The following is a 12894-nucleotide window of genomic DNA, read 5'->3' as shown; positions in this document are numbered from 1 at the left end:
GTAAGGGGTTGCCAATGCTAAACAAAGACTTAGAACTAACCTTAAATGCGGCGTTTCGCGAAGCGAGAACACGTCGTCATGAATTTATGACCGTCGAGCATCTTTTACTTGCACTGCTCGATAACCCTTCTGCTGGGGAAGCGCTTAACGCCTGCGGCGTAGATATGGGCGCATTAAAAGTCGAATTATCAGATTTTATTGACGAAACAACACCGGTTATTCCTGATCTTGAGGAAGACAGAGAAACACAACCGACGTTAGGTTTTCAGCGTGTATTACAGCGCGCTGTATTTCACGTGCAGTCATCAGGCAAAAACGAAGTTACTGGCGTGAATGTGCTAGTGGCAATTTTTTCTGAACAAGAGAGCCAAGCAGTTTATTTACTTAAAAAATCAGATGTTAATCGTTTGGATATTGTTAACTTTATTTCGCATGGTATTTCTAAAACAGATGACGACATTGGCGGTGAAGATCACGATGACATTCATGAAGAAGTGCAAGAAGTGCAAGGTGAAGAGCCAACTAAGCTTGAAAACTTCACGACCAACCTGAATCAACAGGCCATTGATGGCAATATTGACCCATTAGTGGGCCGCGACAACGAAGTTGAACGCACAGTACAAGTGTTATGTCGTCGTAAGAAAAATAACCCGTTATTGGTTGGTGAAGCAGGGGTGGGTAAAACAGCCATAGCTGAAGGCTTAGCTTATCGTATTGTAAACAAAGAAGTACCTGAAGTGATTGCCGATGCAGTGGTCTACTCACTCGACATGGGCGCGTTATTAGCGGGTACTAAATACCGTGGCGATTTTGAAAAACGTTTTAAGTCGTTACTTAAAGAGCTACAAGCTAAACCAGGTTCAATTTTATTTATTGATGAAATTCATACCATCATTGGCGCCGGTGCAGCATCGGGCGGGGTAATGGATGCATCGAACCTAATTAAACCGCTACTTTCAAGTGGTAAACTGCGCTGCATGGGCTCGACTACTTATAATGAGTTCAAGAATATCTTTGAAAAAGACCGTGCGCTAGTACGTCGTTTCCAAAAAATTGATGTGCTTGAACCAAGTGTGGCTGATACTACGAAGATTCTTAACGGCTTAAAAGAGCGTTACGAAGAGCACCATGGTATTCGTTACACACAAAAAGCATTGAAAGCAGCTGCAGAACTTAGTGCTAAATACATAAATGAACGTCACTTACCAGACAAGGCTATTGATGTTATTGATGAGGCTGGTGCTAATCAACGTTTACAGCCAGTTTCTAAACGTAAGAAAACAATTGGCGTGGCTGATATCGAGCTAATTGTATCTAAGATGGCGCGTATCCCTCAGCAAAGCGTTTCGTCAAGCGATAAAGAAACACTTAAAAACCTTGATCGTAACCTGAAGATGCTAGTGTTTGGTCAAGACCAATCAATCGATGCGTTGACTTCAGCAATTCGCTTATCACGCTCAGGTCTTGCTAACGAAGATAAACCAGTGGGTTCGTTCTTATTTGCAGGCCCAACAGGAGTTGGTAAAACAGAAGTTACTAAGCAGCTTGCTAAGTGTATGGGTGTTGAGTTTATTCGTTTTGATATGTCTGAATATGTTGAACGTCATGCAGTCAGTCGTCTAATTGGTGCACCTCCTGGCTATGTAGGTTTTGAGCAAGGTGGTTTATTAACTGAAGCGGTAATTAAAAATCCGCATGCAGTTGTACTACTAGACGAAATTGAAAAAGCACATTCAGATATTTACAACATTCTACTGCAAGTAATGGATCACGGTACACTTACTGATAATAACGGTCGTAAAGCCGATTTCAGAAATGTAGTATTGGTGATGACGACGAATGCGGGTGTTCAAGAGACTGTACGTAAGTCAATTGGCTTTACTGAGCAAGACCATTCTCATGATGCGATGAGTGAAATCAACAAAGTGTTTTCACCTGAGTTTAGAAACCGTTTAGATAATATCATTTGGTTTAATCACCTTGAGAAAGAGATTATCTTGCAAGTGGTTGATAAGTTCATTGTTGAGTTACAAGCGCAACTTGATAAGAAGTCGGTTAATCTTGAGCTTACATCCAAAGCAAGAGAGTGGTTGGCAGATAAAGGCTACGATAAAGCAATGGGTGCACGTCCGATGGCACGTGTTATCCAAGATGAGCTTAAAAAGCCGCTGGCAAATGCAATCTTGTTTGGTGAGCTAGCCGATGGTGGTTCAGTCAAGGTTTCGATTAAGGACAAGAAAATCCACTTTGATTTTGAGACTAGCTTAGAAACGGCTTAATTTATCAAGCTGAAACAAAAAGCCCAGCAATTGCTGGGCTTTTTGTTTATTAAATGGAATTAAAACTAAGTTAGTTTGAACACCATTTAACAAACGCTTTTAGCTCTTTGTAATAAACACACCTGCTCATTCAAAGCAGCAAAAAGCTAAATCTCTCGTTAACGCACTAACTTAGCGAGCACGGAATACGATGCGACCTTTCGATAAATCGTAAGGAGTCATTTCTACGGTTACTTTGTCACCAGTTAAGATGCGGATGTAGTTTTTGCGCATTTTACCAGAGATATGAGCCACAACAACGTGACCATTTTCTAGCTCAACTCGGAACATTGTATTTGGTAAAGTATCAAGGACCGTACCTTGCATTTCGATTACGTCTTCTTTCGCCATGTTTAGCGTAACACCTCTTTAATAGTTAAACGCTGCAGATTTTGCCGAAAATACTGCAATAAGTAAAGCTACAGGGCTCAATTTTGTAAATTAAATCGCCAACCACTCGTCGCCAATGTGCTTTTGTGCAGGCAAAAATTGGGTTTTATATTTCATTTTAGTGCATTCGTCGATTTGGTAGCCTAAATAGACAAATTGTTTTGCTTGTTGTTTTGCAAATTTAATTTGTTCCATGATCATGATGCTACCGATACTGTATTGCTCATAGTCGGGATCAAAAAAGGTATAAATCGCTGATAGGGCATTGGTCATACAGTCGGTTACCGCAACGGCAACTAACTTATCGCCATCTCTTAACTCTATAAATGTAACGGGTAGCCACTGGCAAAACAAAAAGCTTTCGTACTGACTTTGGTCAGGCGGAAACATTGAACCATCTTGATGTCTTTGCGTGATGTATTTGCAATATAACGGGTAGTATTCTGCGCGTTCGTACTCACTATAACTGACCGTGAAAACCTTATTTGCTTTATTTAATTTGCGCTTTTGCGATTTTGAAGGAGTAAATTGTTGGGCTAAAACGCGCACTGAATTACAGGCATTACAAATAGGGCAATGTGGACGATAGATTTGGTCGCCACTGCGTCTAAAGCCTAATGCTAATAATTGTTCAAATTTATCAGGGCAATAACAACTCGGATCAAGTATAACAAGTAGTTGTTCCTGACGGTCGGGTAAATAACTGCAATCAAATTGCTGGCTTAAACCAAGCCTAGCGGGTAAGTGCTCAGTCATAAATATTAATCAACTCTTGTGGTTGCCACATATCTTTTTTAGGCACATAACTGTGTGCTAATTTAAGTCTAGTTAAAAATTCTCTACGTGGGATAACTTTTGCACCTAAAGTGATTAAATAAGGGTTTTCTAGTTGGCAATCAATAAAATGGGCTTGATGTTTGTTAAGCCAATTTACTAATGCCCACATCGCCAGTTTCGAACCATTACTGACTTGATGGAACATTGATTCACCACAAAAAATACCGTTTTGCATAATGCCATAGAGGCCAGCTACCAGTTCATCTTCATGCCAAATCTCAAGACTGTGTGCTAACCCCTGATGGTGCGCTTCAATATAGGCATGCATCATTTGCTCAGTGATCCAGGTACCTTCAGCATCGATACGTTGCTCACGGCAAGCATTGATAACATGGGCAAATGCGTGATTAATGGTGACACGCACAGGAAAACGCTTTAAATGCTTTTTTAAGCTACGACTGACATGAAATTCATTTAGCTCAATAACGCCGCGCATGCTAGGTGACCACCACATGATGGGCTCATAGTCACTAAACCAAGGAAAAACACCTGTGTTATAGGCATTTTTAATGCGTTCAACTGATAAGTCACCGCCAATTGCTAGCAGGCCATCGGGCTCATCAAGAGCGAGTTCTGGGTCTGGAAAATCAACAGTCTCGGGCGAGAGTTGGTACAGTTGCTTGATCATATCAGCTTGTCGTTGTTCTTTGTTCTGATTTTAACAAAATTTTAGCTATAAAAAAGGGGCTGTTTTACAACAGCCCCCAGTATTTAGTGCTTTAGATCAACTAATTTATAGGTTATCTAAAAAGCGCTCAGCATCAAGTGCAGCCATACAGCCAGTACCAGCTGATGTGATTGCTTGGCGATAAATGTGATCAGACACGTCACCTGCAGCAAATACACCTGGTACACTTGTTTGTGTTGCGTTACCGTTTAAACCAGATTGAACGACTAAATAGCCGTCTTTCATTTCTAGCTGGCCTTCAAACATGTCAGTGTTTGGCTTGTGGCCAATTGCAATGAATACACCGGCAAGATCTAAGTTTTCTGTTTCTTCAGAATCAGTTGCTTTAATACGGATGCCAGTAACGCCCATTTCATCACCAAGCACTTCATCTAATGTGCGGTTGTAATGTAAAACAACGTTACCGTTTTCAGCTTTTTCTTTTAAACGATCAGCTAAGATCTTCTCACTGCGGAAGCTGTCACGACGGTGGATAACGTGAACTTCATCAGCAATATTTGATAAGTAAAGTGCTTCTTCAACAGCAGTGTTACCACCGCCTACAACCGCTACTTTTTGACCACGGTAGAAGAAACCATCACAGGTTGCGCAAGCAGAAACACCACGACCTTGGAAGTTAGTTTCTGATTCTAAACCTAAGTATTTAGCTGACGCGCCAGTTGCAATAATTAATGCATCACATGTATATGTGCCAGAGTCACCAGTTAAAGTGAAAGGGCGTTTTGAAACATCAACTTTATTAATGTGATCAAAAACGATTTCAGTTTCGAAACGTTCAGCATGCTCTTTCATACGGTCCATTAATGCAGGACCTGTTAAACCGTGTGCATCGCCAGGCCAGTTTTCAACTTCAGTAGTTGTCGTTAATTGACCACCTTGCTGAATACCAGTGATAAGAACAGGGTTAAGGTTAGCACGGGCTGCGTATACCGCTGCCGTGTAGCCCGCAGGGCCAGAACCTAAGATTAATAGTTTACAGTGTTTTGCGTCACTCATGGTTTTTCCTAAAAACGTTTCAATACGATGTCTATGCGCCCGATTCTAAGAAAAACAAGGCGGAAGTAAACAAAAGCCCCGATTATTTTTTTAGTCAAATTGCGAAGCTGTCAAATAATCCTTACTTAATGCAATTTAAACACCTATTTTTGTTCATAAAATAGGCTAATTACAAATTGTTCTGTGATCAAAGTACGGTAATTCATGACCAAGCAATTTTTTTTTGGTATGTTTTAGCTAATTTTGATATTAGCTCATGGTATGAGCTAACTAAACTAACAGGCAATTATGGTATTTTGGCAGGAAAAGCCCGCTTTTGGGCTGACTACAGAAGACGTACAGGTCTTAACCAATGCAAAAGAGTATCGCACTGAACTATTGCGTTTAATTGGTTCAGCGAAAAAAAGAATTTATATTACTGCTTTGTATTTGCAAGATGATGAAGCAGGACGAGAAATATTGACTGCCTTACATCAGGCATCACTTGCTAATCCTGAGTTAGAAGTAAAAGTACTCGTTGATTTTCACCGAGCTCAACGTGGTTTAATTGGTGCAGCTAAGTCTGATGGCAATGCCAGCATGTATTGTGATTTTCAAGAGCAGTATCAATCAAATGTGAAAGTACATGGTGTTCCGGTAAAAGCCAAAGAGCTTTTCGGGGTACTGCATTTAAAAGGTTTTGTGATTGACGACACATTATTATACAGCGGCGCAAGCTTAAATAATGTATATCTTCAGCAAGATGACCGTTATCGTTTAGACCGTTACTTCTTAGTTCACCAAGCTGGATTATGTAATTCGGTCATCGAATTTATAGAAACACATCTGTTAAGCTCAGTTGCCGTACCGCGAATTGATATGCGCCCACTGATACAATTTAATGATATTAAAGTGGCGCAAAAGCAATTGATGCGTGAACTTAAATCTGCAAGTTACGAAAGCGCTGCAGAAGCCAGTGCCGGTGAGTTGGGTGTGCGTTTATTTTTAGGTTTAGGGCGAAGAAGTAATAAGCTGAACCGTTTAATTAAATCGTTATTCGATACCACTGAGCAAGAGCTCGTTCTTTATACCCCTTACTTTAACTTTCCTGCACCATTAATGCGTTCATTACGCCGTTTATTAAAGCAAGGTAAGCAGGTAACTATTGTGGTAGGGGATAAAACTGCCAATGACTTTTATCTGCCGCCAAGTGAGCCGTTTAGTAAGATTGGTGCATTACCTTATTTATACGAAACCATTTTGTATAAATTTTTAAAGTCACAAAAACGCCACATCAGTAATGGTAATTTGAATGTTTACCTTTGGAAGCACGAGAGTAACTCGTTCCACTTGAAGGGGATTTGTTCGGATAAGCGATTACACTTATTAAGTGGGCACAATTTAAATCCACGCGCATGGGGCTTAGATATTGAAAATGGTATTTTAATTGACGACCCTAAGCAGCATATCCTTGAACAAATAGAAAACGAAAAACAAGCTATATTAAAGCACTGTCGACGTTTAACAGGCCCACAAGACTTAGAAACGATGAATGACTATCCTGCGCCGGTTAAAAAGCTATTGGGGCAGGCTAAACGTGTAAAAGTTGATTTTATTATCAAACGCTTTATTTAATCGAAAAATTAAAAAAGCAGCGAAAGCTGCTTTTTTTGTGTCTAGATATTAGTTTCGGGCTTATTTTTGTTGAGCATCTAAAGACTGACCATTCACTTCTTTAGAGTCGTCGCTCATCAAGTATAAATAAGTTGGCATTAAATCTTCGGGTGTTGCTAACTTATCCCTATCTTCACCAGGGTATGCAGATGCACGCATTGATGTGCGGGTGGCGCCAGGATTGATACAGTTTACGCGAATATTGGTTTTACCCACTTCACAAGCCCACGTTTGCATCATGCCCTCTACAGCAAACTTTGAGATAGCATACGCACCCCAGTGTTCGCGGCCTTGGCGACCCACCCCAGATGAAGTAAAAATAACAGATGCACTGTCAGATTTTCGAAGCAGAGGGAACATAAATTTAGTGATCATAGCTTGTGCAGTTACATTCACTTTCATGATGTTTTCAAATGTTGATACACAGAAGTGCTCAAGTGGACCTAATGAACCTAAAATACCTGCATTATTAAGTAAGCCGTCTAACTTACCGAACTGCATTTCGATGGTTGCAGCTAAGTCACGGTAGTTTTGCTTTGTGGCACCTTTTAAATCCATTGGCACAATAGCCGGTTGTGGATAGCCAGCGTTTACAATTTCATCGTAAACACATTCAAGCTTATTGGTTGTTTTTCCAAGTAAAATAACAGTGGCACCATGCTTAGCATAAGTTAGTGCGGCAACACGACCAATGCCGTCACCAGCACCTGTTATTAAAATTACTTTGTCTTTTAGCGCATTCTCTGCGGCTTTATAAGTATGCATAAACGTACCATCGATTAAGTTTTTTACTATTTTACCATAGCAAAAAGCCAAGTTATCGAATTTATTGCAAATTAAGGTGGCGAAAATTGAAACTTTACGTTAAGTTTAACTGGTCTAATGTCTCATTAATAACCTAATTACATTAAATTAACTTAGAATGAAGGTAGTAGAACCACTACTTTTAACTTTGAACACACAATAACAATAAGATTTGCGCGGAGCGAAATTATGAAAAAACTGCTACTCTCACTAGCCATTGCGTCAGCCATTACTGGCTGTGGTGGAGGAGAAACATTAGAAGATGTAAAAAATGATAATCCTCCTGTTCTCCCAACCGCGACAGTAAAATTTGACCCAGCGAATAGTGTTATCTCAGTGCCGAATGATTTACTTATGAGTGGTACGCTTGATGGTACTTTAAATATGCCGGGTGAATTAGACGACGACAATGTTAGTGTTGACCGTGCGGCCTATGCTGATCCACAACTTGCACTTGGTGCGCTTGATGGTTGGTCTACGCAAACTCCGTTTAAAATTGACTTAACTTTTCCTTCGGGTATCTCTCTTGATATGACATCTGCTGCTTCACCAGGCGCTGTGCGTATTTTTGAAGTTGTTATGGGTGCAAGCCAAACAGACGAAACCTGTTCACAAGTACCAGCTGGTATCGCTTGTAAATTAGTGTCTGAACTGACTTTCGGTATTGACTTTATCACACAAGGTTCTGGTGATGCGGTTGCTGTGATCCCACTTAAGCCATTTAAAGCTGGCAGCACTTACATTAATGTTTTGACAACGTCATTAATGGACTCAGAAGGGCGCTCAATTGAGCCTTCTTCAACTTATGCACTCGTGAGCGAGGAAGCAACACTTATTACCGACTCACAAAAGTCACTTCAAGCGGTTATCAATAGCTATGAAAACGCAGTGACATCAGGTGGTGCAATCACAAAAGATGAAATCATTTACTCAGCAGCGATGACAATGCAATCAGCAGGTCAAGTGCTTGGAACAGTTAAGCAGCTTCTTGCTGCAAGTTTAACCCAAGATGCACTACCGACGCCTATGGTGCAAATTCCTGATCAACCCGTTATTACCGTTGAGCAAGTATTTGCATCACAAGGTATTACTGGTGTGTCACCTGTGTTTGGTGGTGTGCAGTATCAAAAAGGTAGCGTAATGTTACCTATGTATTTAGCTACACCAACAGGCACAACGGTTGATGATTTATCTGCGACTTACTGGCAAGGTTTATGTGATAGCGGTGTTGCGGTACTAGGTTATGCAGCCGCAGCGGGTGATTCATTCCCAACAGACCCTATTAGCGAAACTGATGGCCTGTGTATGGCGTTAAGTGAAGGCAAGTTACGTGATTTAGGTTTAGACCAAACTAAACACTTAACTAAGTACAACACAATTCCAAAAACACAAAGTATTGCTAATGTGCCAGTACAAATTACTAAACCAATTTTACCTGTAATTAATGCAGTGCGAGCTCAGCTCGGCTTAGACGCATTGAGCATGCCTGAGACAGGCTGGCCAGTTGTTATCCTTCAGCACGGCATTACTTCTAAAAAAGAAGATATGTTAGCCATTACTGCACAATTAACACTGCAAGGCTTTGCAACAGCTGCAATCGATCATCCTATGCATGGTGAGCGTGGTGTAGATGTAGATGGCGACGGTACTGACGACTTTAATGCCTCTACTGGTTCTGTATTAAGCTATATGAACTTACAGTCATTATTAGTAGCGCGTGATAGCTTACGTCAATCAGTTGCTGATTTACTTGGTTTACGTTTGGGTCTTAACTTTACCGGTGCTGCTGATTTAAATGCGCAAGATGTATCATTCTTAGGTCATTCATTAGGCTCTGTCGTTGCTCCAGCATTTGTTGCTGTTACTAATGCACCGCTAGCTGACCAAGTTGATCCAATGTTCAACGTGAAAAGCGTAGCACTTGCTAGTGGTGGTGGCGGTATCGCAAGCTTCTTAATTGAGTCAAATACATTTGGCCCATTTGTTCAAGGCTCTGTATTACTTGCAGCCGGTACAGCTGAATCTGCTGAGTTTGGTGCTTATGCTCAAAATGAAGCGTTATCAAACTGTGGTGCACTTGCAGCTAATCAAACAGCTTTCGTTACTTGTGCTTATAAAGAGTATGTTGGTTCACTAACAGTAGCAGGCGAAACAGAAAAACTAGCAAACATTCAAAGTGTGGTTACTCAATTTGCTTTTGCTGCGCAAACAGCCCTTGATAGTGGTGATCCTTCAAACTATGCAGCCTCTGTTGCAGCGCTTGGCACGCCTGTGTACATGAGTGTAGTTGTTGGCGATGGTGCTAACAACAATGCTGATATGGTTATTCCACCAATGGTGGCGAGCAACCCAATTGCTGGTAGCTTACCTCTTGCTAACCTAATGGGCTTATCAACTGTTGCAGAAACTCAAGGCCCGACTGCTGATGCAATGAGCTATGTGGTTAAATTCACGAAAGGCCATCACAGCTCTGTATTATCACCTGCAGCGACAGAAGATTCAGGTGCTACTGCTGAAGAAAGTGCAGCAGCAACAACAGAAATGCAATTACAAATCGCGACTTTCTTAGCAAGTCGTGGGCAGTATCTTCAAGTTACAAACACAGAAGTTGTTACTGAATAATTAAATGCTATTAATTACGTAATAACCAATTAAGTAAAAAGCCACATCCTGTGGCTTTTTTTTGCTTTAAAGCGTGGTAAATTGTGCCGAAGTATTAATAAATGGAGAGTTTGATTGGAATTTTTATATGAATACGGGTTGTTTTTTGCAAAGACCCTGACATTTGTCATCGCAATTGCAGTGATTGTTGCCATTATCATGGGCGCAGCAGTGAAACCAAAAGCGAAGAAAGGGGAGATAACAATTGATGATTTAAGTGAGCAACTTGATGATCTAAAACAAAGCTTTATCGAAAATACCCTTTCTAAAAAAGAGCTCAAGGCTCATCAAAAACAGCAAAAAACTGAGGCTAAAAAACAGCAAAACGACGAGCCTAAATCGCGTTTATATGTTATTGATTTCAATGGCAGTGTTGATGCCCATGAAGTCGAAAGTCTTCGCGAAGAAATTACCGCTATTTTAACCATTGCTGACAAAGAAAAAGACCGCGTACTGGTTCGCCTTGAAAGTGGTGGAGGTGTGGTGCACGGCTATGGCCTTGCTGCTTCTCAACTGCAACGCTTACGTAATGCAGGAATTCATTTGACTGTTGCTATTGATAAAGTAGCAGCAAGTGGTGGTTATATGATGGCCTGTGTGGCCAATGAGATTGTTGCAGCACCTTTTGCAATTGTTGGCTCGATAGGTGTTATTGCGCAAATTCCTAACTTTAATAAAATCTTGAAAAAGAATGATGTTGATTTTGAGCAAATCACTGCCGGTGAATACAAGCGTACGCTAACTATCTTTGGTGAAAATACCGATAAAGGTCGTGAAAAATTCAAAGAAGAAATTGAACAAACCCACGGTTTATTTAAAACCTTTGTGAGTGAGCAACGTCCATCTCTAGATATTGATACTGTTGCAACCGGTGAGCATTGGTTTGCTACCCAAGCGTTCGATAAAGGTTTAGTTGATAAGATTGATACAAGTGATGATATCTTATTGAGCCAAGCTAAAGAACGTCAAATCTTTAAAGTAAAATACCGTGTTAAGAAGAATTTAAGCGATAAGCTCGCCGTCGGATTAAGTTCAGGGGTAAGTAAAGCGGGAGTGACTTTAATGTCTCGTTTAAAAGGCTTAAACCCTTAAATTTAAAAACATGAAAGTAGTATAAAAAACCCGCTTATTATTTAGCGGGTTTTTTATGAGTTAATTAGTGTGAAATTAATTAATAGATTTATGGTAATCTTCTAAATCTTTAGCGGCATTTGGGTCGTTAAATACGTCCTCATCAAACTCACCTTCAGATTTTGCAACCACACAGGTGACCATGCAGTCACCGGTCACGTTAACAGCGGTTCGCGTCATATCAAGTAAGCGGTCGACACCAATGATGATAGCAATACCTTCTACAGGCAATCCAACTTGATTTAATACCATAGCTAACATAATAAGGCCTACACCCGGAACACCAGCAGTACCTACAGAAGCAAGGGTTGCGGTTAAAATAACCATCAGATAATCAGAAATCGTTAAATCTACTGCAAAAACTTGCGAAATAAAAACAGTCGCAACGCCTTGCATAATCGCCGTACCATCCATGTTGATGGTTGCGCCAAGGGGCACGGTAAAAGAAGCAACAGAGTTATGAGCACCTAACTTTTTATTTGCTGTTTCAAGGGTAATAGGCATAGTTGCGCTTGAGCTTGATGTACTAAATGCAAATAAACAGGCATTTTTCATTTTCTTTAGAAATGTAATAGGGTTTAGACCTGTAAACAGCTTAAGTAACAGGCTGTAATTCACAAAACCGTGAAATAATAAAGCAAAAACAACAACACCAAAATATAAGGCCAAGCTAGTGATAAGCTTTAAGTCAATAGTTGTAAATAATTTTGCCATTAAGAAAAATACACCATACGGTGCAATATTCATAAGCAGTGTTACAAGCTTTAAAATTACGGTATTTAAATCTTCAAAAACACTGGCCACACGTTTACCTGCTTTTCCACTGAGTGCCATCGCAACACCAAATAACAAGGCAAAAACGATAACTTGGAGCATGTTGCCACTTGCCATTGCATCAATAGGGTTTGTTGGGAACATACCAATAATGACTTGCGCAAGGGTGGGAGCTTCTTTCGCACTATAGTTAGCATCTGAAGGTAAATTGATTCCCTCACCTGGATTCACTAATAACGCCAAGGTGATAGCAACAGTAATGGCGATTGCCGTTGTCGCTAAATAAAGCAAAATAGACTTACCACCTAGTCGACCTAACTTTTTTGGGTCGCTCAAGCTACAAGTTCCACAAACAAGTGATACAAATACTAAAGGCACCACAAGCATTTTTAAGCTTGCAATGAATATTTGCCCGCCAACATGGAAAATACCATCAACAAAAAAAGCTTTAATAGGTAAAGAGAATAACCCTAATGGAATAAGGAAATCGTCTTCACCCGCTAAAATGGCTTGAAAGATAAAACCAACAACTACACCAAGTACCATACCAACCATGATACGAGATGTAAGGCTTAAAGACCGTACTTTTGACATACACCTAATCTATCTTGTTATAAATTTTGTCATAGACTACCAGCATAA

At 40.4% G+C, this 12894-nt stretch carries 10 protein-coding genes; 4 read left to right on the top strand and 6 right to left on the bottom strand.

What is annotated here, in order from left to right; all coding sequences use genetic code 11:
• The first annotated feature begins 14 nt into the window (after positions 1–14).
• Positions 15–2279, top strand: a complete 2265-nt coding sequence (clpA, locus tag IRQ78_RS05445) for an ATP-dependent Clp protease ATP-binding subunit ClpA (RefSeq protein ID WP_054551469.1) — start codon at positions 15–17, stop codon at positions 2277–2279.
• A 171-nt stretch (positions 2280–2450) separates the two neighbouring features.
• On the opposite strand, the gene infA is transcribed toward clpA, so the two are convergent.
• From infA to trxB, 4 genes are all read right to left on the bottom strand, one after another.
• On the bottom strand, positions 2451–2669 hold the full coding sequence (infA, locus tag IRQ78_RS05440; RefSeq protein WP_002962494.1) for a translation initiation factor IF-1: 219 nt from the start codon (positions 2667–2669) through the stop codon (positions 2451–2453).
• Between the two features lie 90 nt (positions 2670–2759).
• Positions 2760–3464, bottom strand: a complete 705-nt coding sequence (locus IRQ78_RS05435) for an arginyltransferase (RefSeq protein ID WP_054551468.1) — start codon at positions 3462–3464, stop codon at positions 2760–2762.
• Positions 3457–4173: a leucyl/phenylalanyl-tRNA--protein transferase gene (aat, locus tag IRQ78_RS05430; protein ID WP_194441558.1), complete on the bottom strand. Its 717-nt coding sequence runs from the start codon at positions 4171–4173 to the stop codon at positions 3457–3459. The genes IRQ78_RS05435 and aat overlap by 8 nt, the downstream gene beginning before the upstream one ends.
• Positions 4174–4278: 105 nt before the next feature.
• Complete coding sequence (gene trxB / locus IRQ78_RS05425) at positions 4279–5229, bottom strand: thioredoxin-disulfide reductase (protein ID WP_054551466.1); 951 nt, start codon at positions 5227–5229, stop codon at positions 4279–4281.
• A gap of 288 nt (positions 5230–5517) precedes the next feature.
• Here trxB and pssA point away from each other — a divergent pair, with 288 nt between their 5' ends.
• Positions 5518–6843, top strand: coding sequence for a CDP-diacylglycerol--serine O-phosphatidyltransferase (gene pssA / locus IRQ78_RS05420; protein ID WP_054551465.1), 1326 nt, complete (start codon positions 5518–5520; stop codon positions 6841–6843).
• A 60-nt stretch (positions 6844–6903) separates the two neighbouring features.
• Here the strand turns inward: pssA and IRQ78_RS05415 are convergent, their stop codons facing one another.
• Positions 6904–7647, bottom strand: a complete 744-nt coding sequence (locus tag IRQ78_RS05415) for a YciK family oxidoreductase (RefSeq protein ID WP_054562005.1) — start codon at positions 7645–7647, stop codon at positions 6904–6906.
• A gap of 228 nt (positions 7648–7875) precedes the next feature.
• On the opposite strand from IRQ78_RS05415, the gene IRQ78_RS05410 reads away from it, so the two are divergent.
• Entirely contained in the window at positions 7876–10308 is a 2433-nt protein-coding gene (locus tag IRQ78_RS05410) for a VolA/Pla-1 family phospholipase (protein ID WP_194441557.1), read from the top strand.
• 114 nt (positions 10309–10422) lie between these two features.
• The gene (gene sohB / locus IRQ78_RS05405; protein WP_138600541.1) at positions 10423–11439 is read left to right on the top strand and encodes a protease SohB; all 1017 of its coding nucleotides are present in this window, start codon (positions 10423–10425) and stop codon (positions 11437–11439) included.
• Positions 11440–11514: 75 nt separating this feature from the next.
• Here sohB and IRQ78_RS05400 read toward each other — a convergent pair whose 3' ends face one another.
• Complete coding sequence (locus IRQ78_RS05400; RefSeq protein WP_054551461.1) at positions 11515–12846, bottom strand: dicarboxylate/amino acid:cation symporter; 1332 nt, start codon at positions 12844–12846, stop codon at positions 11515–11517.
• Between the last annotated feature and the right edge of the window lie 48 nt (positions 12847–12894).

Origin of the sequence: Pseudoalteromonas simplex (assembly GCF_015278155.1) — a bacterium.
Taxonomy (GTDB): domain Bacteria; phylum Pseudomonadota; class Gammaproteobacteria; order Enterobacterales; family Alteromonadaceae; genus Pseudoalteromonas; species Pseudoalteromonas simplex.
This window is presented reverse-complemented; position numbering and strand designations above follow the sequence as displayed.

Excerpts from the sequence above, each read along its gene's own strand:
- clpA (WP_054551469.1), top strand. The coding sequence starts at position 15 with ATGCTAAACAAAGACTTAGAACTAACCTTAAATGCGGCGTTTCGCGAA.
- infA (WP_002962494.1), bottom strand. The coding sequence starts at position 2,669 with ATGGCGAAAGAAGACGTAATCGAAATGCAAGGTACGGTCCTTGATACT.
- IRQ78_RS05435 (WP_054551468.1), bottom strand. The coding sequence starts at position 3,464 with ATGACTGAGCACTTACCCGCTAGGCTTGGTTTAAGCCAGCAATTTGAT.
- aat (WP_194441558.1), bottom strand. The coding sequence starts at position 4,173 with ATGATCAAGCAACTGTACCAACTCTCGCCCGAGACTGTTGATTTTCCA.
- trxB (WP_054551466.1), bottom strand. The coding sequence starts at position 5,229 with ATGAGTGACGCAAAACACTGTAAACTATTAATCTTAGGTTCTGGCCCT.
- pssA (WP_054551465.1), top strand. The coding sequence starts at position 5,518 with ATGGTATTTTGGCAGGAAAAGCCCGCTTTTGGGCTGACTACAGAAGAC.
- IRQ78_RS05415 (WP_054562005.1), bottom strand. The coding sequence starts at position 7,647 with ATGCATACTTATAAAGCCGCAGAGAATGCGCTAAAAGACAAAGTAATT.
- IRQ78_RS05410 (WP_194441557.1), top strand. The coding sequence starts at position 7,876 with ATGAAAAAACTGCTACTCTCACTAGCCATTGCGTCAGCCATTACTGGC.
- IRQ78_RS05400 (WP_054551461.1), bottom strand. The coding sequence starts at position 12,846 with ATGTCAAAAGTACGGTCTTTAAGCCTTACATCTCGTATCATGGTTGGT.